The sequence below is a fragment of the Streptomyces synnematoformans genome (genome assembly GCF_039531005.1).
Taxonomy (GTDB): Bacteria; Actinomycetota; Actinomycetes; order Streptomycetales; family Streptomycetaceae; genus Streptomyces; species Streptomyces synnematoformans.
Genome location: NZ_BAAAPF010000093.1, coordinates 1 through 21987, shown reverse-complemented (window position 1 = coordinate 21987; position 21987 = coordinate 1). Strand labels below are relative to the sequence as shown.

16 protein-coding genes and 1 pseudogene are annotated in these 21987 nt (G+C 75.3%); 3 read left to right on the top strand and 14 right to left on the bottom strand.

The window, feature by feature from the left end:
* The 8 genes and pseudogenes from ABD317_RS16090 to ABD317_RS16055 form a co-directional block, all read right to left on the bottom strand.
* Positions 1 to 389 (bottom strand): annotated as a pseudogene (locus ABD317_RS16090) (hypothetical protein); the annotation flags it as partial.
* A 309-nt stretch (positions 390 to 698) separates the two neighbouring features.
* On the bottom strand, positions 699 to 962 hold the full coding sequence (locus tag ABD317_RS16085; protein WP_344290659.1) for a hypothetical protein: 264 nt from the start codon (positions 960 to 962) through the stop codon (positions 699 to 701).
* 278 nt (positions 963 to 1240) lie between these two features.
* A complete protein-coding gene (locus ABD317_RS16080; RefSeq protein ID WP_344290658.1) occupies positions 1241 to 1900 on the bottom strand; it encodes a response regulator in 660 nt (219 codons plus the stop codon).
* Entirely contained in the window at positions 1897 to 3081 is a 1185-nt protein-coding gene (locus ABD317_RS16075; protein ID WP_344290657.1) for a sensor histidine kinase, read from the bottom strand. The genes ABD317_RS16080 and ABD317_RS16075 overlap by 4 nt, the downstream gene beginning before the upstream one ends.
* A gap of 93 nt (positions 3082 to 3174) precedes the next feature.
* On the bottom strand, positions 3175 to 4149 hold the full coding sequence (locus ABD317_RS16070) for an alpha/beta fold hydrolase (RefSeq protein WP_344290656.1): 975 nt from the start codon (positions 4147 to 4149) through the stop codon (positions 3175 to 3177).
* A 123-nt stretch (positions 4150 to 4272) separates the two neighbouring features.
* Entirely contained in the window at positions 4273 to 4557 is a 285-nt protein-coding gene (locus ABD317_RS16065; protein WP_344290655.1) for a hypothetical protein, read from the bottom strand.
* A 123-nt stretch (positions 4558 to 4680) separates the two neighbouring features.
* Entirely contained in the window at positions 4681 to 5688 is a 1008-nt protein-coding gene (locus ABD317_RS16060) for a glycoside hydrolase family protein (protein ID WP_344290654.1), read from the bottom strand.
* A gap of 220 nt (positions 5689 to 5908) precedes the next feature.
* A complete protein-coding gene (locus ABD317_RS16055) occupies positions 5909 to 9043 on the bottom strand; it encodes an AfsR/SARP family transcriptional regulator (protein WP_344290653.1) in 3135 nt (1044 codons plus the stop codon).
* 323 nt (positions 9044 to 9366) lie between these two features.
* Between ABD317_RS16055 and ABD317_RS16050 the strand changes: the two genes are divergently transcribed.
* Entirely contained in the window at positions 9367 to 10218 is an 852-nt protein-coding gene (locus tag ABD317_RS16050) for an SAM-dependent methyltransferase (RefSeq protein WP_344290652.1), read from the top strand.
* A 121-nt stretch (positions 10219 to 10339) separates the two neighbouring features.
* Positions 10340 to 11881 carry a class I adenylate-forming enzyme family protein gene (locus ABD317_RS16045; RefSeq protein WP_344290651.1) on the top strand — a complete coding sequence of 514 codons (1542 nt, stop codon included), beginning with the start codon at positions 10340 to 10342 and terminating at the stop codon, positions 11879 to 11881.
* 109 nt (positions 11882 to 11990) lie between these two features.
* On the opposite strand, the gene ABD317_RS16040 is transcribed toward ABD317_RS16045, so the two are convergent.
* The 4 genes from ABD317_RS16040 to ABD317_RS16025 are packed head-to-tail and all read right to left on the bottom strand — an operon-like array spanning position 11991 to position 17330.
* Entirely contained in the window at positions 11991 to 13259 is a 1269-nt protein-coding gene (locus ABD317_RS16040; RefSeq protein ID WP_344290650.1) for a cation:proton antiporter, read from the bottom strand.
* A complete protein-coding gene (locus ABD317_RS16035) occupies positions 13256 to 14650 on the bottom strand; it encodes a cytochrome P450 (RefSeq protein WP_344290649.1) in 1395 nt (464 codons plus the stop codon). Before ABD317_RS16035 ends, ABD317_RS16040 begins: the two co-directional genes overlap by 4 nt.
* Positions 14647 to 15756, bottom strand: a complete 1110-nt coding sequence (locus tag ABD317_RS16030) for an alpha-hydroxy acid oxidase (protein WP_344290648.1) — start codon at positions 15754 to 15756, stop codon at positions 14647 to 14649. The genes ABD317_RS16035 and ABD317_RS16030 overlap by 4 nt, the downstream gene beginning before the upstream one ends.
* Positions 15753 to 17330 carry an NAD(P)-binding domain-containing protein gene (locus tag ABD317_RS16025; RefSeq protein WP_344290647.1) on the bottom strand — a complete coding sequence of 526 codons (1578 nt, stop codon included), beginning with the start codon at positions 17328 to 17330 and terminating at the stop codon, positions 15753 to 15755. Before ABD317_RS16025 ends, ABD317_RS16030 begins: the two co-directional genes overlap by 4 nt.
* A gap of 65 nt (positions 17331 to 17395) precedes the next feature.
* On the opposite strand from ABD317_RS16025, the gene ABD317_RS16020 reads away from it, so the two are divergent.
* Positions 17396 to 19063 carry an aromatic amino acid ammonia-lyase gene (locus ABD317_RS16020; RefSeq protein ID WP_344290660.1) on the top strand — a complete coding sequence of 556 codons (1668 nt, stop codon included), beginning with the start codon at positions 17396 to 17398 and terminating at the stop codon, positions 19061 to 19063.
* Positions 19064 to 19078: 15 nt separating this feature from the next.
* On the opposite strand, the gene ABD317_RS16015 is transcribed toward ABD317_RS16020, so the two are convergent.
* The gene (locus ABD317_RS16015; protein ID WP_344290646.1) at positions 19079 to 20398 is read right to left on the bottom strand and encodes a sensor histidine kinase; all 1320 of its coding nucleotides are present in this window, start codon (positions 20396 to 20398) and stop codon (positions 19079 to 19081) included.
* Positions 20395 to 21075: a response regulator transcription factor gene (locus ABD317_RS16010; RefSeq protein WP_344290645.1), complete on the bottom strand. Its 681-nt coding sequence runs from the start codon at positions 21073 to 21075 to the stop codon at positions 20395 to 20397. The genes ABD317_RS16015 and ABD317_RS16010 overlap by 4 nt, the downstream gene beginning before the upstream one ends.
* Positions 21076 to 21987: the final 912 nt, after the last annotated feature.

Sequence of the window (21987 nt, the reverse complement as noted above, 5' to 3'; positions counted from 1 at the left end):
GGCCCCGCCGCCGACTGCGGTGCCAACTCCGGCCCCGCCGCCGGCTCCCCGCGCGGTGCCGGCAGCCGTGCCGCGCGTACGGACTCGGCCGCGCGCTCGCGCTGGCGCCTGTGCAGTCGGCGCTCCACCTCCGCCTCGCTCCACCGCTCCCGGGCCGTCGCCGCGCTCACCCGCGCCGCCGCGGCCACCTGCTCCCACGTGGCGTCCGAGCGCCGCGCGTCGACCACGGCCGCCGCGACGTAGAAGTCCAGTTCGCGGCGGAGCTGTTCCGCCCGCGCCAGCAGGGTGGCCAGCGAGGCGCCGCGGTGCTCGCCGGCCAGCACGGCCTCGGCCCGCCGGGGCAGCTCCTCGGCGATCGCCAGCCCCAGCCGCTTCGGTGTCGGCGGCACCGCGCCGGGCTGCCCGGACCGGCGGCGCTGCGCGCGCCGCCGGCACGCCGTCGAGCAGTAGTCCCGCTTGCGTCCGGGACCTTCGCGTTGGACGAACCCCCGCCCGCAGTACGAGCACGAACTCTTCTGTGGCGTACCCACCTGAAACCTGCTCTCTCCTCGCATCACCGGAACCTGTTTCTCTTCCGCCCTGCTGACATCTCGCCTACTCGGGGCGCGGAACGCCCGCCGCGGCGAAGGCCGGACGGCAGGAAGGGAACGCGCCGGGGGCGCGGACGCGCGGGCGCCCGCGCCTCCGGCGCACGGGGTTCAGCGGGCCCGAAGCCGCAGGTAGCCGACGTGGGACCGGGAGGCCATGACCGTCATCGCGGCCATGAGGCCGGCGCCCGTCGGCGTCTGCCACGCGTCCGAGGCCAGCAGCACCGGCATGGAGCCCACCGCGAACACCCCGCTGAGCCGCATGACACTCCAGGCAATTGCCCCGCGGCTGGCCGCCGGGGGAAACAGCAGCGTGCTACGTTCAAAAACGTTCGGCATCGGCACCTCGCCGCTTCGAACAAAAGGATCGTGCATCGAAAGACCTTTCTCTGCCGGTCGTGAAGTGAAGAGTTCCCGGAGCTGCTTGGGTGGCCGTCTCCGGGGGCTTCTTCGTGCCCGGCGGTATCCGTTTCGTCACTCAGGGACAGTACCCCCGCACGGGCGTACGCCGCTAACGCCCCAGTGCTTAATGACGAAAGTCCCCCTTTTTGCACCGGGCGCCGGTGGGCGGGCCATTCAAGTCGCTGATTGACCCCGTTATTTGGTCGCACTCGATCGAAAAGAGTAAGAACTCGATCAGAAATGAGATGTCGTCAGGTCACCAGGCCCTGGCGATAGGCGTAGATGACCGCCTGGACGCGATCCCGCAGATCGAGTTTGGTGAGGATGCGGGACACGAAGGTCTTCACCGTCTCGTGGCTGAGCTGGAGGTCCGCGGCGATCTCGCTGTTCGACAGGCCGGTCGCCAGCAGCCGGAGGACGTCGAGTTCGCGGGGCGTCAGCGGGATGTCGCGCGGGGCGCCGTCGACGGGGCGGATGCGGGCCGCGTACCGGCCGACGAGCTGGCGCGTCACCTCGGGGTCCAGCAGCGCCGCGCCCGCGGCCACGGTACGTATGCCGTGCAGCAGCTGGGCGGGCGGCGCGTCCTTGAGGAGGAAGCCGGCCGCGCCGGCGCGCAGCGCCTCGTACACGTACGTGTCCAGGTTGAACGTCGTCAGCACCAGCACCTTCGCGGGGCGCGGCACCCGGGCGCCGGCCAGCCGGCGGGTGGCCTCGATGCCGTCGAGCACCGGCATGCGTACGTCCATCAGCACGACGTCCGGCCGCAGCCGGCCGGCGAGGTCGACCGCCGCCTCGCCGTCGCCGCACTCGCCCGCCACCTCCAGGTCCGGCTGGGCGTCGATGATCGTCACCAGGCCGGTGCGGACCAGGACCTGGTCGTCGCAGATCAGCACGCGGATCGGCGCGGTCACGACGCGCCGCCCACCGCCGCCGGGATACGGGCCCGGACGACGAAGCCGCCGTCCGTCCCGCGGCCCGCGCTGAACTCGCCGCCCAGGACGTCGACCCGCTCGCGCAGGCCCGCCAGCCCCCGGCCGCCGCCGCTCGACTCCGGCGGGCCCGCGGGGGCCGGCGAGACGGGGCCGGTTCCGGTGCCGGCCGTGCTCACCGCCACGGTGATCTCGCCCGCGCCGTGGTGCACCTCGACCGCGGTGCGGCTGCCGTGCGCGTGCTTCAGGGCGTTCGTCAGCGCCTCCTGCACGACCCGGTACGCCACCAGGTCCGCGCTGCCCGTCGACTCCGGCGGCGTGCCCTCCTCCGTGAACTCCACCGGCTGCCCCGCCAGCCGCGTCTGCTCCACGAGCGTCAGCACCCTGCCGGCCGACGGCGTCCGCGCCTCGCCGCCGTAGTCGGGGCTGAGCAGGTCGAGCAGGTGCCGCAGGTCCGTGATGGCGCGGCGGCCGGTGTCGGTGACGGCGGCCAGGGACGTGTCGAGGCGGTCGGGCGCGGCGGTCAGATAGCGCGCCGCCTCGGCCTGCACGACCATCGCGGTCACGTGGTGGGTCACGACGTCGTGCAACTCGCGGGCGATGCGGGTGCGTTCGGCGGTACGGGTGTCCTCGGCGACCCGGCGCCGGCGTTCGGCCTCCGCCGCCCGGGTGGCGCGCAGCCACGACCCCATGCCCCACACCAGGCCCATCGCCAGGTAGTACATGACGAACTCGCTCGGCCCCTCGGTCCCGCCGGCCGCGACGAGCGCGATCGCCAGCGCGACGTACGCGGCGGAGAACAGCAGCGCGAGGGGGCGGCGGTGGTGCTCCAGATGGGCGCCCGCGCTCATCAGGGCGATCGCCTGGGCGGTGCCGGCGAGCGAGTGGTAGCCGCGGAGCTGGTCGACGGCGAAGCCGGCCGTCACCAGCGTGAGGCAGAGCAGCGGCAGGCGGCGGCGGATCGCGAGGGGAAGGCACTGGAGGGCGACCGCGACGACGGCGAGGGCGTCGAAGTCGCGCCCGGGGAGGCCGCCGAGCTGGGTGCCGTGGGTGTGGGACGCCGGCAGGAGGGCGGCGACGAGGATGAGGAGGCCGAGGGGGAGGTCCCGGACCGTGACGTCGAACCGGCGCCACAGCTCCGGGAGTTGGCGGAGACTCGTCACCGGGGGAGTGTAGCCGCGGCGCGGCGGGGCGCCGCGGGCTCGTCGTACGCGCACGGTACGGCTCCGGCCCCGGCCCCGCCGCCGCACCGCCGCCTAGCCCTCGCCCTCCGCGTCCGCCGCCCGCGCGGTGACGCGCCGGATCGCGCGCACGGCGACCTCCGGCTCGTCGGCGTAGATGTGGTGCCCGCTGTTCTCCGCGGTGCTCAGCCTGCTGCTCTCCGACAGCGTCAGCCACTTGCGCTGCCCGCCGAGCCAGGCGCGCTCCAGCCCCGGCCCGTACTCCGGCACCTGCGCGAGGTACTCCTTCCCGTGCCGGATCACCTCGACCGGGATGTCGCCCGCGGAACGCACCTCCCCGTCCGGGACCGTCAGCTTCTCCGGACCCTGGCCCCCGAGCACCGCGAGCGTCTGCTCGCGCAGCTTGACCGCCGGGCCGGTGGCGGAGTCGGGAACCTCCTCCCTGAGGTCGGCGCTCTGGGTCGGCGAGGTGGCGTCCATCAGGACCAGCCCCTTGACCCGGTCCCGGTGGTCGGGCGCGTACCGCGCGGAGATCAGGCCGCCCAGCGAGTGCCCGGCCAGGACCACGGGCCGGTCGCCGGCGACCCGGTCCAGGACGCCGGTCAGCACCTCGCCCGTGCTCTTGAGCGTCTGCGGCCCGCCGGGCTTGTCGCTCGCGCCCTGGCCCAGCCGGTCGTACGAGCAGACCCGGTCCTCGGCGCTCAGCGTCTTCTGGATGCCGGCCAGCTTCGTCAGGTCGTCACCGCCCCCGGAGAGCAGCACGACCACCGGCCGGTCGCCCGCGGCATCGCCGGCGCAGGACACGTTCACCGACCGGCCGCCGACGTCGATCTTCTCGGTGCCGGTGAGCAGGTCGCCGCCGTCGCGCTCCCGGTCGGCGGCCGCGGCCCGCGGGTCGTCGGAGGCCGCCGAGCCCGCCGGATCCGAGTCCTCCGAGCAGCCGGCGAGCGCTGCGCCGGCCGCGGCGCAGCACAGCCAGACCAGTGCCGTTGCGGCGCCGTTGCCGCGGATGCCGCGGGCGCCGCGGATGCTGCGGGTACTGCCGAGCACGATGTCCTCCAGGAAGCGGGAAGCAAGGCCGCGCAGAACGCTAGGGACCCGGCGGCCCCGGAATCGTCACCGCAGGGAGGACACCTGCGTGTAGCTCGCGCGGGGGACGGCGACGGGCGGCGGCTACTCCGTCGCGGAGGCTTCGGCGTAGAGACAGACCCGGCCGCCGCCGGCGTCGGACGTACCGCAGTCGTCGCCCCTGCGCTCCAGCTCCGACCAGCCGCCGCACTCCGACTCCGGCTCGCAGCCGGTGTCGTACGCGGTCAGCGAGGGCTCCGGCGCCGGTGACGGAACGCCCGAGCCGGCCGAACCGCCCCCCGGCAGGCTGTTGATCCCCGCGGTCACCGCCAGTCCGGCCGCGCACAGGCCCGCGGTCCAGATCGCGAACCTCCTGGTGTGCCTGCCCAACGCGCGCTCCCTCGACGGGTGAAGGGGGTGTGTCCGCAACGGTACCGGCGGAGGGATCAGCCGCGGTAGGACGGCCCGGCGGGCAGCGGCACGCCGGGCCGCCGGGCCGTCCCGCCGCCGGTGTCAGCCCCGGGCCATCGCGATGACGCCGGAGAGGCGTCCGCCGGCCTCGTAGATCATGTACGGCACGCCGCGGTCGGTGCCGAACGCCGGGGCCGCCGCGCGGCCGTTCTCCGGGGCGGCGGAGCCGGAGTCGTAGAAGACACCGAGGTGGTCGCGGCGGGAGAAGTCGGCGCCGACCTCGGTGATGAGGATGTTCCCGCCGCTGCCCTTGTCGGTGTGGTAGACGACGTACGTCCGGCCGCCCCGCCGGAGCAGGTGCGCGCCGGAGACGTCGGAGGCGCCGACGGCGGCGTGGTCGATGAGCGGCTCGGGGTCGAACGTCCAGGTGCGGCCGTCCGCCGACCAGCCCCAGCCGATGTCGCGGTGGTTGGCGCGGTCGTTGCGCATGAACACCATGACGTAGCGGGCACCGCGGTCCGGCAGCCGGTACGGGAAGACGCGGGCGTAGGAGGTCTCGGTGGTGCCGGCGGGGAGCATCGCGGTGGTGAGCACGGCCTTGTCGTACCGGAAGTGGATGCCGTCCTTGGAGCGGGCGAGCCGGGTGGTGTTGTTCTCGCCGTGGAAGTAGAGCCACATCTCGCGGCGCCCGGCGTGCCACATGACGTGGGGGGAGGAGACGTGGCTGACGCTGTAGTGCGGCTTCCAGACGTTGCCGACGATGGGGTTGCGCGGGTACTCGGTGAACGGCCCTTCCAGGGAGTCGCCGTAGGCGAGGCAGATGCCGCCGGGCCTGTCGTGGGGGGCGTAGTAGAGGTAATAGCGGCCGAGGAACGTGGGAAGGCGGTCGTAGACGCCGCGGACGCAGGGGAAGATGATCTCGCCGGTGGGGTTGTAGGAGAGCTTCTCCGGCGTGAGCAGGGTGCGCACGTACCGGTAGTCGGGAAAGCCGCCGGGCGCGGCGAGCGCGGGCGTGGCGCCGGGCTCGCCGAGGGCGAGCAGCGTGCCGCCGGCGGTGGCCGCGGTGGCGGCGGAGGCGGAGCGCAGAAAGCGGCGGCGGTCGAGTGTCATGACGGACTCCTTGTCGGCTGTGCGACTCCAGGTAATACGCATTAGCACGGGACCGTGAGCCGGTAGGGCGGTGCTCATGCGGATTGCCAGGACTGTGCCGCCGAACCGCGAAGCACGTCAAGACAGGTCACGGGCTAATCACGGGTAATCACCGCCGCCCGCGCCGGCCCCCGCCGTAGGAGCGCGATCCGGTCCGTCCGGACGAGCAGGATCGTTACCGCTACTGAGCGCCCGGGCCCGGGTGCTGGCCCGTCTGCTCCTCGATGCGGCGGGCCTCGGCTTCGTGGCGGGCGGCGGCCTCGGGGTCGTCCGTGGCGCGGGCCGTCGCCGCGAGAGCCGTCAGGGCGCGGTGCTCCGTCGGGGGCAGGCCCAGGTCGCGGGCCGTGGTGAGGGCGAGTTCCGCGTGGTCCGCGGCCGTGGCGGCGTCGCCCGCGGCGAGGTGGACGCGGGCCAGGGCCGCGTGGGCCTCCGCCTCCTGGTGGCGGAAGCCGCAGCGGCGGGTGATGCCCAACGCCGCCGCGAGGTGGTCCGCGGCCGGGGTGCGGCGGCCGCGCAGGCGGTGCAGGTGCGCGAGCGAGATCAGGGCGTCCGCCTCCTCGCCGGGGTCGCCGACCTCGCGGGCGGTCCTGAGGGCCTGCTCGGCGTGGGTCTCGGCGAGGTCGAGGCGGCCCATGCCGAGGTGGGCGCCGGCCAGGGCCCCGTGGGCGCTGGGGTCGTGCCAGCGGGCGCGGTGCTCCCGGCACAGCCGCAGCGCCTCGGCGGCGTCCGCCAGCGCCTCTTCGTAGCGCCCGAGCTGGCTGTGGGTCAGGGCGCGGTTGATCAGCGGGCTGATGGTGCGCGCCGGCTGCCCCTGGCGCCGGCAGATCTCGATCGACTCGGTGGTGCGGTCGAGCCCGCGGTCGAACTGGCCGAGGTAGGTGTGGATCAGCCCCAGGGTGTTGAGCGACGTGCCCAGCTGCACCGGCTTGTCGATGCCGCGGAGCACCTCGATGCCGGCCTCCTGGTAGTGCAGCGCCAGGCGCATCTCGCCGCGCCGCCCGGCGTGCACCGCCAGGTTGCTGAAGATCGCGGTCTCGCCCGTCGCGAGGCCGCTGGCGCGGTAGTCGTCCAGCGCGCGGTGCAGGGCGTCGAGGGCGGCGTCGGAGTCGCCGGTGGACTGCCGCAGCAGCCCGAGGCTGTGGTACATCGCTCCCCGGGCCTGCACCTCGCCGCAGTCTTCCGCCGCCCGCAACCCCGCGGTGGCCGTCGCCTCCCACTCCGGCATATGGCCGCAGTAGTAGAAGAACATCCGCAGCTGGTCGGCCAGTTGCCAGGCGATCTCGGCCGGGCCGGCCGCGGCGGCGCGGGCGACGACGGCGACGAGGTTGGCCCGCTCGGCGTCGAGCCAGGCGAGCGCCTGCGGCCCGTCACGGAACCGGCCGGACGTGCCGCGGGCCCGGGGGAGCTGGGCCATGCCGGTGAAGTCGAAGGCGGTGGCGGCGTCCGCGGTGGCCAGGTACCAGTCGCACAGCCGCCGCCAGGCGGCCCGCCGGTCCGGGTCGGCCGCGGCCCGCTCGGCGGCGTACAGCCGCAGCAGGTCGTGGAACTGGTACCGGTCGGCGCCGGTGTGCTGCACCAGGCCGGCGGTGGCCAGCCGGTCCAGCGGCTCCGCGGCGCCGGCGGGCGGGCAGTCGAGCAGGGCCGCCGCCGCGGCCGCCGTGAAGTCCGGCCCCGGGTGCAGCCCGAGCAGGCCGAAGAGCCGGGCGGCGGTCGGCTCCAGGGCGGCGTAGGAGTGGTCGAAGGCGGTACGGACCGCGGCCTCGCGGTCGCCGGCGATGGACAGCTTCGCCAGCCGGCCGTCGCCCGCCAGCTCGTCCGCGTACTCCCGGAGGGAACGCCCCGGCCGCGCCGCGAGGTTGGCGGCCCCGATCCGCAGCGCCAGCGGCAACCGGGCGCACAGCTCCGCCAGCCGCGCCGCCGCCGCGGGCTCCCCGGCGACCCGGCGTTCGCCCAGGACGCCGGCGAGCAGGTCGTGCGCCTCGCCGGGGAGCAGGACGTCCAGCGGTACGGGGTGCGCCGCGTGGCTGGCCGTCAGGCCCCGCAGGTCGGAGCGGCTGGTGACGAGCACCGCCACGCCCGTCGTGCCGGGCAGCAGGGGGCGCACCTGCGCGGCGTCCGCGGCGTCGTCGAGCACCAGCAGCACGCGGCGGTCGGCGACCCGGCCGCGGAACGCCCCGGCGCGGTCCTCCGGCGACTCGGGGATGGCGGCGGCGTCCTCGCCGGAGATGCGCAGCAGGCCGGCCAGGACGTCGGCGGGGTCGCGCGGGCGCTCGCGGGTGCCCTGCAGGCTGACGTACCACTGGCCGTCGGGGAACGCCGGGCGCAGCCGGTGGGCGAGGTGGACGGCGAGCGCGGTCTTGCCGACCCCGGGCGAGCCGGAGACGACGACGGGGGCGGCGTCGCGGGCCTCCAACAGCTGCGTGAGGCGGGTGACGAGGTCGGTGCGGCCGGCGAAGCCCCGTACGGCGGGCGGCAGCTGGCACTGGACGGACCAGTCGGCGGGCGGGGCGGGCCGGGCGGGTGCCGGGCTCCGTGCGTCGGCCGTCCGGTCCGCCCCCGTCAGGCGCGCGGACTCCGGGAGGCTCAGGGCCGGGTCGGCGCTCAGGACCGCCTGGTGCAGCAGCTGCAGCGGCCGGCCCGGGTCGATGCCCAGCTCCTCGGCGAGCAGGCCGCGGACGTGCCGGTAGTGGGCGAGCGCGTCGGCGGACCGGCCGCAGCGGTAGAGGGCGGTCATGTACTGGGCGGCCAGCCGCTCGTCCAGCGGGTGGGCGGCGGTGCGTTCGGCGAGTGCGGTGAGCAGCGCGGCGTGGTCGCCGAGGCGCAGCCGCACGTCGGCGCAGTCCAGCTCCGCGGCCAGCCGCTCCTTGCCGAGGGCGGTGCGCGCGGCGTTGAACCACGGGGTGTCGACGCCGGGGAACGGCTCACCGCGCCAGAGCGCCAGCGCCTCGCGGAAGAGTCCGGCGGCCCCGGCGTCGTCCTCCGCCTCCCGCCCGCGGGCGAGCAGCAGGCGGAAGCGGTGGACGTCCACCGACTCGGCCGCGACGGCGAGTTCGTACCCGTCGGCGCCGCGGACGAGGGTTGCCGGCCCGCCGGGCAGGGTACGACGCAGCCGGGACAGGTAGCTGTACAGCGTCTCCCTGGCCCGCTGCGGCGGGGTGTGCCCCCACACCCGGTCGATCAGCTGGTCCGTGGACACCGCGCGGCCGGCGTCGAGCAGCAGCGCGGCGAGCACGGACCGCTGCCGCGCGGGGCCGAGGTCCAGCGGACGTCCGTCGCCCGCCACAGCCTCGATTCCGCCCAGCAGCCGCAGTTCCATGCCCGTCCCCCGCATACAAGGCCGCCCGTCCGGCGGCACCACCGGCGGATTCTAGGTGCCTGCAAGGTCCGTGCCAGGTGTGTTCCGCATCTTGGATGCCGGCACCGGTCGCGTGGCCGCCGTACGGGGGAGGGCCACGCGACCGGCAGAACGTGCGGCCGGGCCTCCCGACCGGGGACGACCGTCCGCGGACCGGGGCCCGGTGGGCCCGGCGGGTCCCGGTGGGCGCGGGGGTCCGGTGGCCCGGGCGGGCGGCGGTGGATAGTCTCATCTCCCGTCGTACGTCGGCCTGTTCGCACGTTCTGAGATGAGGAGAGTGGGCAATGTCGCCTGATGAAGGACCCTCGATTCCCGGTATCCCGACCGACCGTCCCACCTCCGCACGCGCCTATGACTGGATGCTCGGCGGCAAGGACAACTACGAGGTCGACCGCGACATGATCCGCGCCGGATTACCGCGGTTCCCCGAGGGCGTGGACATCACCCGGCAGAATCGTCTCTTCCTCTACCGGGCGGTGCGCTACCTGGCGCAGGAGGCCGGGATCCGCCAGTTCCTCGACATGGGCTGCGGCCTGCCGACGGACAACAACGTCCACCAGGTCGCCCAGCAGTTCGACAAGGACACCCGCGTCGTCTACGTCGACATCGACCCCATCGTCCTCGCCCACGGCCGCGCGCTGCTCGCCGACGACGACTCCACCGTGGTGATCACCGCCGACATGCGCGACCAGGAGGTCGTCCTCGGCCACCCCGACCTGCAGCGGCTGATCGACTTCAAGGAGCCGCTCGCCGTGCTCTTCCTCTCCGTCGTCCACCACCTCACCGACGCCGACGACCCGCGGACCGTGCTGCGTACGGTCATCGACCGGGCCGTGCCGGGCAGTTACATGGCGCTGAGCCAGGCCGTCACCGACGACGAGGAGCACGCCAAGGTCTCGTCCGAGTACATGAACAGCAACCACGTCCCCTGGCAGACCCGCACCCCTCGGCAGGTGGACGCCTTCACCGACGGGCTGGAGCCGGTGGCCCCGGGCATGGGGAACATTGCGGAGTGGCGCCCGGACCCGTCCCAGCCGCCGCTGCCGCCGGTCCCGCCGGAGCTGCAGAAGTACGTCGGCATCACGCAGAAGAGCACCCGGCTGTACGACTACGGCGGCCTGCTGCGCAAGCCCTGACCGCCGCCCGCGGAGGCGGGGTCCGACGGCGCCCTCCCGGCCGTTTTTCTCAGAGGGTTCTGAGTTTGCGCCGCTAGCGTCCTGCGCATGGTGTGCGACCAGCTGACCAGGGAGGTCCGCCGTGGCTGAGCAGTTCCCCGGCGACGTGCTCGACCTGCTGGCGGACGCGGGCGGCCGGACGGTCTTCGAGGACGCCGGCCGGGCCGTCTCGGGAGCCGGACTGCTGGCGGCGGTGCGCCGGGTGACGGCCGGGCTGCGGCGGCGGGGCGTGGCGCCCGGCGACGGCGTGGCCGTGCTGCTCGGGGTGAGTCCGGAGGCGTTCGCCGCCGTGATCGCGGCGCACGTCGTCGGCGCCCGGGTCGTCGGGGTGCGGCCGGGGCTGACCGAGCGCCAGCGGGAGCACCTGCTCGCGGACAGCGCGTTCGCGATCACCGACCCGGCGGACGGCGCCGGAACCACCGCCGGCCGGCCCGGGACCGGCGGCGGCTCCGCGGACACTCCTGGCGGCGGTCCGGACGGCCGTTCCGGCGCCGCGCGGCCCCGGACCGTACTCCCGCTCGGCGACCTGCTCGCCGCCCCCGACGACGGCCGCCGGCCGGAGGTCTCCGCCCGGCCCGGGGACACCGCCCGGCTCATCCACACCAGCGGCAGCACCGGCCTGCCCAAGGCCTGCGCGCAGACGTACGCGGCGATGACCGCCGCCTGGACGCTCCGGCCGGACGACTGGCCGCCCGTCATCCGTGAACTCGCCCCGCGCCTGGACCGGTTCCTGGTGTTCGGCACCCTGGCGAGCCAGGTGATGCTGGAGTACGGGCTGCTCTCGCTCGCCGCCGGCGGCACCCTCGTGGCCGCCGCCCCCGGGGACCTGCACGACGGTCTCGTGCGGCACCGGGCGACCGGCAGCGTCGTCACCGTCGCCCGGCTGACGCGGCTCGTCGAACGGCGGCGCGCATCGCGCCCGGACCCCGGCGGGCTGCGCGCGCTGATGCTGTCCGGCTCGCCGATCGCGCCGGGACGGCTGCGCGAGGCCGCCGACGTGCTCGGGCCGGTCGTCTTCCACGGGTACGGGCAGACCGAGACCGGCATGATCTCGATGGCCGCCCCCGGCGAGGAGCCCGGCTGCCTCGGGGTGCCGCCCGTCGACGTGGAGGTCCGCGACGCCGCCGGGCGCCCCCTCCCGCCCGGGGCCGACGGCGAGCTGTTCGTCCGCACCCCGGGGCAGTGCGCCGGCTACTGGAACGAACCCGAGCGCACCGCCGAGGTGTTCGCCGACGGCTGGGTACGCACCCGCGACCTCGGCCACCTCGACGCCGCGGGCCGGCTCTGGCTCACCGGGCGCACCCGTGACGTGATCATCGTCAACGCCAACCTGTACTACGCGGGACCCGTCGAGCGGCTGCTCGCCACCCACCCCGCGGTGGCGGAGGCGTACGTCGTCGCCGCGCCCGACGACAGCACCGGCGAGGCCGTCCACGCCTACGTCGTGCCCGCCGCCGGGCGCACCCCCCGGCTCGCCGAGCTGCGCGCGCTGGTGGCGGCGGACCTCGGCGAGGCGTGCGCGCCCACGCGGCTGACGGTCATCGAGGAGGTGCCGCTGACGCCGGCGGGCAAGCCGGACAAGCGGCGGCTGGCGGCCGAGGCCGAGGCGGGGGTGGGGGCGTAGCCCGTCGCACGGACCGCCCCGGGCAGAACGGTACGGCTGCAAGGCGGTACGGATACGGGGCCGGGGCGGCGCGCGGCGCCGGCGGCCCCCGTACCCGTACCCGTACGGCTCAGGCGCTCTCCACCGCGACCGCCTCGTGCTGCCGCGGCTTCGTTCCCCGCCGCCGCTCCACCCGCTCGATCAGCGCGATCAGCGGCGTCGCCGCGACCGTGGTGACGATGGCGACCACGACCAGCGCGCTGAAGATCGCCTGGGTCACGATCCCCGCCGCCAGACCGAGGTTGAGGGCGATCAGCTGCATCAGACCCCGCGCGTTCATCAGCGCGCCGACCCGCAGCGCGACCCCGTTCGACTCCCCGGCCAGCCGGGCCGCCAGCCAGCAGGCGCCGAACTTGCCGACCACGGCGACCACCACGCACGCCGCGGTGAACAGCAGCACCGGGCCGGAGCCCAGCAGCGTGAAGTCCGTGTTCAGCCCCGAGTAGGTGAAGAACAGCGGCAGGAACACCGCGCCCACCGGCTTCAGCGTCTGCACCGTGCGGTCCAGGTGGTCCGAGCGCGGGAACACCAGCCCCAGGCTGAACGCGCCGAAGACCGCGTACAGCCCGACCTCGTCGGTGTACCAGGCCATCAGGAACAGCACGCCGACCAGCCCCAGCAGCAGGTTCTCCGGCGCCAACCGCTCGGCGAGCAGCACGGTGCGGCTCCGCGTCCGCGCCAGGAGCACCAGCACCAGCACCAGCCCGGCGCAGCCCGCGATCGCCTGGGTGACCAGGCCGGCGCTGCCGCCGGCGATGCTGAACACCCCCGCGAGCATGATCCACGCCAGCGCGTCGTCGACCGCGCCGGCGCCCAGCGACACCGAGCCGAACCGGGAGCCGGCCAGGCCCCGTTCCGAGATGATCCGGGCCAGCATGGGGAACGCCGTCACCGCCAGCGCGACGCCGACGAACAGCGCGGACACCGTCAGCGACACGCCCGGCGCCAGCGCCCCGGTCCGCTCGCCCGCGACGGCCGTCAGCGCCGCGCCCAGCACGACCGGGGTCACCACCCCGGCGGCCGAGACCTTCAGCGTCGGCCCGGCGATGCCGCGCAGCCGGTCGATCCGGAACTCCCAGCCGACGTGGAACATGAACGCGACGAGGCCGATCTGCCCCACCACGTAGAGCACCGGCCGCAGCTCCTCGGGGAAGAGCCCCGACTCCACGCCGGGCAGCAGCGCGCCGAGCACCGAGGGGCCCAGCACCACGCCGGCGATCATCTCGCCGACGACGGGCGGCTGGCCGACCGTCTGCAGCAGCCGGGAGACGAGCCGGCAGACGACGAGGATGACGACGACGGCGAGGAAGAACGCGGGGGCCAGGTCCGCGGATGTCATGTGCTCTCGTCCTCCGGGCGGGCGACCGGGCACGAGCCGGGTGGCGGCGGCGACCCGGCCGGGTGGGCGGCGAAGTAGCGCGCCGCCGGCCGCTGCCGGCGGGCGTGCAGGACCATGACGGTGCCGAGCAGCAGTTGCCGGACGCCCCGGGTGACGTCCTCGGCCTTGTCGCGCGAGCGGACGAGGGCGCGCCGCGCCGCGAGCCGGCGCGGCCGGGGCGGCAGGTGGCGGGGGAGCAGCAGGCACGGCGCCCGGTTCGGCAGGGAGCGGGTGTGCGAGGCGGTCGAGTCGAGCCGGAAGCGGCGCAGCACCTCCCGTATCGCCGCGCGCATGACGATCGGGGAGATCCGCCACGCCGGGCAGGGGCGGTTCGCGGCGACGCCGAAGGGGATGTGGTGGGCGTCCTTCGCGGACTGCCCCGCCCAGCGGTCGGGGTCGAACTCGTCGGGCCGCTCGTATCCCGTGGCGTGGTAGTCGGGGTAGCTGAAGCACACCACGGAGCCGGCGGGCAGGGCCGTGTCGGCGTCGAGCGGGATCGTGCCGGTGGTGATGCGGTGCGCGATGCCGAAGAGCGGGTACAGCCGCATCGTCTCGTCGAGTACGCGGGTGAGGTAGCGGTCGTCGTCGGGGTCCGCCGCCACCCGGTCCTGCACCCGCCGGTGCCGGGCGAGCGCGAGCAGCACGTGCGCGGTCGCCTCCGACAGCTGCACGACGGCCGTGTTGAAGAACGTCCCCTGCAGGTAGTGCACCTGCTCGGCGGGCGTCAGCGACGCGGGCAGCGCGTGCGGCACGTCGCCGGCCGCGACCCGCTCGCGCAGGTACGCCGTGAGCCGGGCGCGGCGCCGCGGGTGGCGCAGCCCGGTGCACTTCAGGGCGCTGATCACGTCGCGGGCGTGCGCGGTGATCAGCTCCCGGGCGCGCGGCGGGCACGGCTCGCGGAAGACCAGCTCGTAGGCGAACTCGGCCCACGCGGGCATCACCAGGTCGCGCAGCCGGACGAGGCTGACGCGGGTGGCGGGGACGGTGTCGAGCAGGCGGGCGAAGACGCGGGCGGCGGCCGCGGCGTGGCCGGCGGAGTCGCCGGCGAGGATGCGCCGGGTCGTGGCGGCGACGTCGTCGTAGCGGGGGCCGGGCTCCAGGTGCTCCTGGTGCACCTCGGGGCCGGGCGAGAGCCAGTACCAGAACAGGTCGGACAGGGCGGCGCCGGCGCTGCGGCCGTCGGCGGCGGGGTGGGCGTAGACGCGCTCGAACACGTCGGGCCCGTACGCGGCGTTGGGCAGGGTGAGCGTCTGCTCGCCGTTGACCCGGGCGAAGATGCGGACGCGCAGGGCCACGATGCCGCGGGGGAGCCACCAGGAGGCGGGGACGGCGGCGGGCGGGCGGGCCGTCACCGCGCGTCGCCCGCCGTGCGGACGACCATGCCCCGCTCCAGGTCCGCGTTGCGCCGTCCCCCGCACAGCGCCAGCGTGTGGTCGTAGCCGTCCAGCAGCTCCGCCAGCACCCGCCGCACCCCCGCCTCGCCCGCCGCGGCCAGCCCCCACAGCACCGGCCGCCCCACGCCGACGGCCGCCGCGCCCAGCGCCAGCGCGACGGCGACGTCGCTGCCCCGCCGCACCTCGCCGGCCAGCAGCACCGGCACCCGGACGGCGACGGCGTCGACGACCGCCGGCAGGCAGTCCACGGCCGCCGGGACGGCGTCGCACTGCCGGCCGCCGTGGTTGGAGACGACCACCCCGGCCGCGCCGTGCTCGACGGCCAGCCGGGCGTCGTCCGGATGCAGCACCCCCTTGACCAGCACGGGCAGCGAGGTCGTCCGCAGCACCGTGGCCAGGTCCCGCCAGCCGACCGCCGTGGACAGCGGGATGTCCGTGAGCCCGCCGGGCGGGGCGCCGGGCAGGTCGCGCATGTTCTCGGCGGCGTAGCCGGGCGGCAGGTCCGTGAACCCGTTGCGCACGTCCCGGGCGCGGCGGCCGAACACCGGCGAGTCGGCGGTCACCACCAGCGCCCGGCAGCCCGCCTTCTCCGCGCGCCGTACGAGCGCCTCGGTGACCTCCGGGCGCGGGTGCAGATACAGCTGGAACCACACCGCGGGGTCCGGCGCCGCCTCCCGGGCGGCCGCCACCACGTCGCCGACGGCGGTGGTCGCCGCGGTGCCCGTCACCAGTACGGCGCCCTCGGCCGCGGCGGCGCGGGCCGTGGCGCGCTCGCCGTCCGGGTGCAGCAGCCGGTGGAACGCGGTCGGCGCGACGAGCACCGGCGCCGCCCGCGCGGCGCCCGGGAGTTCGACGGCGGTGTCCCGGGGGCCGGCGGCGCGGAGCACCCGGGGCAGCAGCGCGTAGCGGTCGAAGGACCGCTCGTTGGCGGCGAGGACGCGCTCCTCGCCGGCGCCGCCCGCGACGTAGTCGTAGTGCGCGCCGTCCAGCGCGGCGCGCGCCGCGTCGTGCCACTCGCGCAACCCGTACGCCTCGTGCGGCGCACGCGGCCCGTCCGGTGTCACGGCGCCACCGGGGCGACGGACACGAGCCGGGAGGCCAGGAACGCGTGGAGCGGCGCGCGGTGGACGGCCTCGTCGTCCCACTCGTTCTCCAGGTTCTCCGTCACGTGGTGCTCCGCGACGAACTCGCCCGCCCGGTACCAGCGCACGACCGGGTGCAGATAGCGGCCGTCGAGCCCCGACACGTCGTTCTGCGACGGCCGGCTCGCGGTGACGTCGAAGGGATCCACCAGGTCGTGGTCCTTGCCGTACTCCAGGGTGATCACCGCGTGGGCGGCCACCTCCCCGAACTCCCCGGAGTCCACGGCCTGCGGCACCTGGCCGACCGGCACCTCCTCCAGGTAGCGCATCCCGCCGTCCGGCGCGACCAGCAGCACGTCGCCGAGGACGGCGAACATCTGCCACAGCGCGGACGACCGGTTGACGCGGTCGAGCACCGCCTCGACCGCCCGCTCGGGGCCGTCCCCGAGGTCCGTCGCCGGCCACGGCTCGCCGTGGTGCCGCAGCCGCAGGTTGCGGTGGAGCGCGCGGACCGCGTAGCGGAAGCCGTGGATGAAGCCGGTGGTGGACCGGCGGAAGTCGGGCCCCTGCGTGATCGTGCCGGCGAAGTACAGGCCGGGCACGTTGACCGACTCGCCGGCGGGCGTGACGGCCGGGAACCGGTCGTCGATCATCAGCTCCGGCGCGCAGTCGGCGTCGAAGGGCGAGGCGTCGAAGCGGAATCCGGTCGCGAGGATCACCCGGTCGTAGCGCAGGTCCCGGACGACCTCGTCCACCCGCTCGAACGCCAGCGACACGGTGAACCCGCCGCCGGGGGAGCGGCGGACGGCGAGCACGCGGCCGTCGAGGAGCGCGTTCTGCGACTTCAGCTGGTAGCTGTCGAGGAAGTTGTTGTTGACGGCGCGCAGATGGCCGACGTAGTGCGTACGCCAGGCCATCGGCAGCGAGCCGGAGCCGGCGACGTGGATGACGGCCGCGTTCTCCATCAGGCTGTCGGCCGTCTCGAAGGCCGAGTTGCCGCGGCCGATGATGAGGACGCGCTGGCCGGTGAAGGACTCGGGCGCGGTGTCGAACGTGTCGTAGCGCTCGGCCAGCTCGGCGCCCGGCAGGGGCGGCACGTTGGGCCGGGACATCCCGGTGGCGACCACGAGCCGCCGCGCCTGGAACACCCGGCCGTGTCGGTCGGTGACGGCGAAGCCGTCGCCGGTGCGGGAGATCCGCTCGGCGCTCGTGTCGTACCGCACGCGCACGCCGGTGCGGGCGGCGAAGTCGGCGAGGTAGCGGACCATGTCCTCGGCCGGGGGGAAGTAGCGGGGGCTGTAGCGGGTGAAGAGCAGCTCGGGATCGTCGCTGATCAGGGAGTTCCAGTCCATCCGCAGCCGCAGCTCCGGATCGTCGTAGCCGGTGTGCACCTTGTTGATGGAGATCAGCTGGCGGTGGCGGGGGAAGCGGGTGAAGAACGTGCCGGGGCCGTGGCCGCGTTCGAGGACGACGTAGTCCGCACCGTCGCGCTCCAGGAAGGCGGCGAGCTGCAGTCCCGCGGGACCCGCTCCGATGATGAGGTAGTCGTGGGCCATGGCCGGGAAGCTAGCCGCCGGATATCAGAGCCCTCTGAGATTCCCCGCCTACGCTTCCCGGCGTGCTGACCACCACGGACGACACCGTCTCGCTCGCCCGACCGCTCGACGCCGCCGCGCTGCGCCGGGCGGCGGCGCCGCTCACCGTCGCGGTGGACGACGAGACCCGCGCGCGCGTGGCGCGGGGCCGGCGTCTCTTCCACACCCTGCGGCACGGCCCCGGCGGCAACGGCGGGGGGCCGCGGATCTACGGCGCCACCACCGGCTTCGGCGCCCTCGTCGGGTACGCCGGCCGCGCCGACGAGGCCGACCAGTGCGACAACACCCTCGCCCACCTCGGCGCCGGCCAGGGGCCCGACCTGCCGCACGAGATCGGGCGGGCCGCGCTGCTGCTGCGCACCCACTCGCTCGCCCGCGGCTACTCCGGCGTGTCCGCCGAGGTCGTCGACCGCCTCGCCGCCATGTTCGCCACGACGTTCGCGCCCGCCATCCCGCGCTACGGCTCCGTCGGCGCCAGCGGCGACCTCATCCCGCTCGCCTACGCCACCCAGGCCCTGCGCGGCCGCGGCCACGCCTACCTCGACGACCGCCGCATGCCGGCCGCCGAGGCGCTCCACGCCGCCGGACTGCGCCCGCTCACGCTCGACGGCCGCGACGCGCTCGCCCTCGTCAACGGCACTTCCGTGACGACGGCGGCCACCGCCCTGGCCCGCGACGCCGTCCGCGCCGCGCACCGCTCGCTCACCGCGCTGACTTGCCTGCTCGCCGACCTCCTCGGCTGCGACCCCGGCTTCCTCGACGCGGACCTGCTGCGCGCGTACGGGCACCCCGGCGCGGTCGACGTCGGCGCGCGCATGCGGCGTACGCTCGCCGGCACCCGGCCGTCCGGCACCCGGCCGCTGCAGGAGCCGTACAGCATCCGGTGCGCGCCGCAGCTGCTGGGCGCGGCGGAGGACGCGCTGCGGTACGTGGACCAGGTGGTCGCGGCGGACCTGGGGGGAGTGAGCGACAACCCGCTGTTCTTCCCCGCGGAGCCGGGCGACCGGCCCGTGGGGGAGGGGCCCGCGGGAGACGGGCCCGCGGGGGACGGGGACGGCGACCCGGGGAAGGTGGTGCACGGCGGGAACTTCTTCGGCCAGCCCGCCGCCTTCGCCGCCGACGTGCTCGCCTCCGTCACCGCCCAGTTGGGCAACCTCGCCGAGCGCCAGCTCGACCTGCTCGTGGACCCGGCGCGCAACGGCGGGCTGCCGCCGATGCTCACCACCGCCCCGGGCGCCCAGCACGGGCTGCAGGGCGTGCAGCTGGCGACCACGGCGTTCGTCGCCGAGATCCGGCACGCCGCCACGCCGGTCGGGATGCAGAGCCTGGCGACGAACCTGCACAACCAGGACGTCGTCCCGTTCGGCACGCAGGCGGCGCTGCGCTCGTACGACATGGCGAAGCTGCTCGGGCTGCTGTGCGGCTCGCTCGCGCTCGGCCTGCGCCAGGCGGCGCACGCCGGCGCCCGCCGCCCCACGGCGGTGCGCTGCGGCGCACTCCTCGACGCCCTCGTCGTGGCGATCGCGCCGGTCGATCCGGACCGCCCGCTGGACGCGGACGTACGGGCCGCGGCGCGGCTGCTGGCGTCGGCGGCGGAAGCGGAGACGGAGACGGGGACTGAGATGGAGACGGGGACGGTGATGGGGACGGGGATGGAAGCGGCGGTGGAAGCGGTGGCCGGTGACGGGTCCTGACCGTATGCCGGCCGCTCACCCCGCGCCCCGTACGCCCGCGCCCACCGCCTCCGCCGCGGCCGCCCGGGCCGGCGGGGACGCCGACTCCGGCAGCTCGACGGCGAACCGGGCGCCGCGGCCGGGGCTCCCGGTGGCCGTGACCGTGCCGCCGTGCGCCGTGAGGACCTCCCGCAGCAGCGCGAGCCCCAGCCCGTACCGCCCCCCGGAGTCGCCGCGGTGGAACCGCTCGAAGAGCCGCTCCGCCTCCGCCGGGTCGAACCCGGCCCCGGTGTCGGTGACCGTCAGCCCGACGGTGCCGGCGGCGCGGGTCAGCACGATGTCGATCCGCCCGCCCGCGGGGGTGTGGCTGATCGCGTTGGACAGCAGCTCGCCGACGGCGCGGCGCAACGCGGACTCGACGCCGTCGACGAACACCGGGTACGGCGGGCCGGCCACGGTGACGGACAGGCGGGCGTCGTCCGTACGCTCCACCTCCTCGGCGACGACCGACCGGGCCAGCGCCGCCAGGTCGACCGCCCGGCGCTCGGCCGGCCGGGCCGGGTCCGCCTGGAGGCTCGCGGACAGCAGCAGGTCGTCCAGCACGCCGCCGAGCCGGCCGACCGAGCCGACGAGCCGGTCGAGCCCGTCGCGGTGCGCGGCCGGCAGCTCCTCGGCCGCGGCCCGGCGCGACAGCAGCTGAGCCCGCGCGTACACCTGGGTGATCGGGGTGCGCAGCTCGTGGCTGGCGTCCGCGACGAACCGCCGCTGCCGGGCCAGGGCTTCGGCGAGCGGGCCGACGGACACCCGCCCGAGGACGATCCCGGTGGCGGCCGCGGCGACGAGCCCCACCAGCTCGGCGACACCCAGGGCGTACCACAGGTGCCGGCGGTCGGCGAGCTGGAAGCGCATGTCGAACACCGCCTGGACGACGCGTCCGTCCGCGCGGAGCTGCGTGCGCACGAGGTAGACGGTGTCGTTGCGCTCGACGGTGCGCTCCACCGGCGCGCCGTCGCTGCGGGCCCGGCCCATGTCGGCCCGTACCGGGAAGCCCTCGGGGGCGTTCGCCAGCGGCTTCGTGCCCGGCACGAACAGCCACGTGCACACCGGCGCGTTCGCCGGATCCCCGCGCTGGGCCCCGTAGCGCAGCTCGCGCCACACCTGCTCGCTCTGCGCGTGCGTCATGACCGCGTCGGCGACGCCGCCGACGACGGCGAGCAGCAGGGTGATGGTCGCCCCGGTGATCACCCCGATCCGCAGCCGCGCCCGGCGTACGGCCTTCCACTCCGCCTTCGCCGACGCGGACTTCAGCGCGCCCCTGGGCGCTGACCCGGCCGCTGACCCGCGCGCGGACCTCACAGCGCCCCCAGGCGGTAGCCGAGGCCGCGGACGGTCCGTACGACCTGGTGGCCGAGCTTGCGGCGCAGGTAGTAGACGTAGGTGTCGACGATGGAGGAGGCGGGCGTCTCCTGGAACACCAGGCGCCGTAACTGGTCGCGCGAGTAGACGAGGTCGGGGTGGGAGGCGAGCACCCACAGCAGCGCGAACTCCCGCGCCGCCAGCCCGACCCGCTCCCCGTCGGCCAGTTCGACCTCGCGGTGGCCGATGTGCAGCCGGCCAGAACCGATCCGCAGCACGTCCGCGCCCTCGTGCCCGCGCCGGCACAGGACGCGCAGGCGCGCGCTCAGCTCGTCGAAGGCGAAGGGCTTGGTGACGTAGTCGTCGGCGCCGGCGTCGAGCCCGTCGACGCGGTCGTGCACGGTGCCCATCGCGGTCAGCAGCAGCACCGGCGTCCGTACGGCCCGGGAGCGCAGCCGGCGCAGCAGGTCGAGCCCGTCGAGCACGGGCAGCCGCCGGTCGATGACCAGCACGTCGTACCGCCGGGTGAGCCCGAGGTGCAGCCCGCGCTGCCCGTCGGCGGCGGCGTCGACCGCGTATCCTTCGCCGTTCAGTACCTCGACGAGCATGGTCACCAGCTCGCAGTCGTCCTCGACGACCAGCAGCCGCCGAGGATCCCGTACATCCTGAACCGCCACGTCGGCACTCCTCTCCCGGCCCCGCCTTCGGTGGAAGGAGCTACGTACGGGGCAGGTGAGATGTTCAGGCCAGCGCCGACGTGCGACGCCTTCACGCCACCGCCCCGCCCGGCCGCGGCCCGGCAGGCGTTACGCGGCGGGGTGGCGGCACGTACACCCGGGAAGCCGGCGAGTCGTGGGCTCACGTCTACCACTGGACCCACACCGTCGTCGCAACGGGCCCGCCGGACACCACGTTGACGGCCGACAGCCCGACGGCGGCGTCCCCACCCCGTGCCCCGCGCCGCCCACAACCCCCACCCCGCGGGGCGCAACCGGTGGCGCAGTCCCGGACGCCCTGCGCCCCGGCGTCCTGCCTGAAGGGGGGCAAGTGAGTGATGTGAGGCAAGTCACGAGTCCCATGGGTGAATTACCTGGATCGCCCCGCTAAGGAGGTCTAGGCCACCCCTCATCACTGCCGTTAAGTTAACCCGACATTACTTTCAGTCGTCTCAGGGGTGGGGCTCTGTGGTGTTGCGTGGCCGTTGGCGGGGGTATCGGGCATGGCTGGCGGCGGGGTTGGGCACGGCGCTGTTGCTGGGCGCGGCGCCCGTCGTGGAGGCGAGTGCGGCTCCGGGCGGTGTGCGTGCGCCCTCGGCGGTTTCGTCGGACGCCGGTGCGGGTGTGGCGGGTGCGGCTGCGGCGACCGAGGATGAGGCGGCGGTGCGGGCGGAGCGTACCGGTGAGCCGGTGGAGATCCTGTCGTTGCGCGGTGAGTCGAGTGAGGTGTGTTCGCTACTCCGGACGGGAATCTGGAGGCGCGCGAGTACCTGAGGCCGGTGCGGACCAGGGTGGACGGCGAGTGGAAGGCGATCGATACCGGGCTGGCTCCGGCCGCGGATGGCATGGTGGCGCCGGGGGCGACGGCCGTGG

Excerpts from the sequence above, each read along its gene's own strand:
- ABD317_RS16085 (WP_344290659.1), bottom strand. The coding sequence starts at position 962 with ATGCACGATCCTTTTGTTCGAAGCGGCGAGGTGCCGATGCCGAACGTT.
- ABD317_RS16060 (WP_344290654.1), bottom strand. The coding sequence starts at position 5,688 with ATGACACTCGACCGCCGCCGCTTTCTGCGCTCCGCCTCCGCCGCCACC.
- ABD317_RS16055 (WP_344290653.1), bottom strand. The coding sequence starts at position 9,043 with ATGGAACTGCGGCTGCTGGGCGGAATCGAGGCTGTGGCGGGCGACGGA.
- ABD317_RS16050 (WP_344290652.1), top strand. The coding sequence starts at position 9,367 with ATGTCGCCTGATGAAGGACCCTCGATTCCCGGTATCCCGACCGACCGT.
- ABD317_RS16040 (WP_344290650.1), bottom strand. The coding sequence starts at position 13,259 with ATGACATCCGCGGACCTGGCCCCCGCGTTCTTCCTCGCCGTCGTCGTC.
- ABD317_RS16025 (WP_344290647.1), bottom strand. The coding sequence starts at position 17,330 with ATGGCCCACGACTACCTCATCATCGGAGCGGGTCCCGCGGGACTGCAG.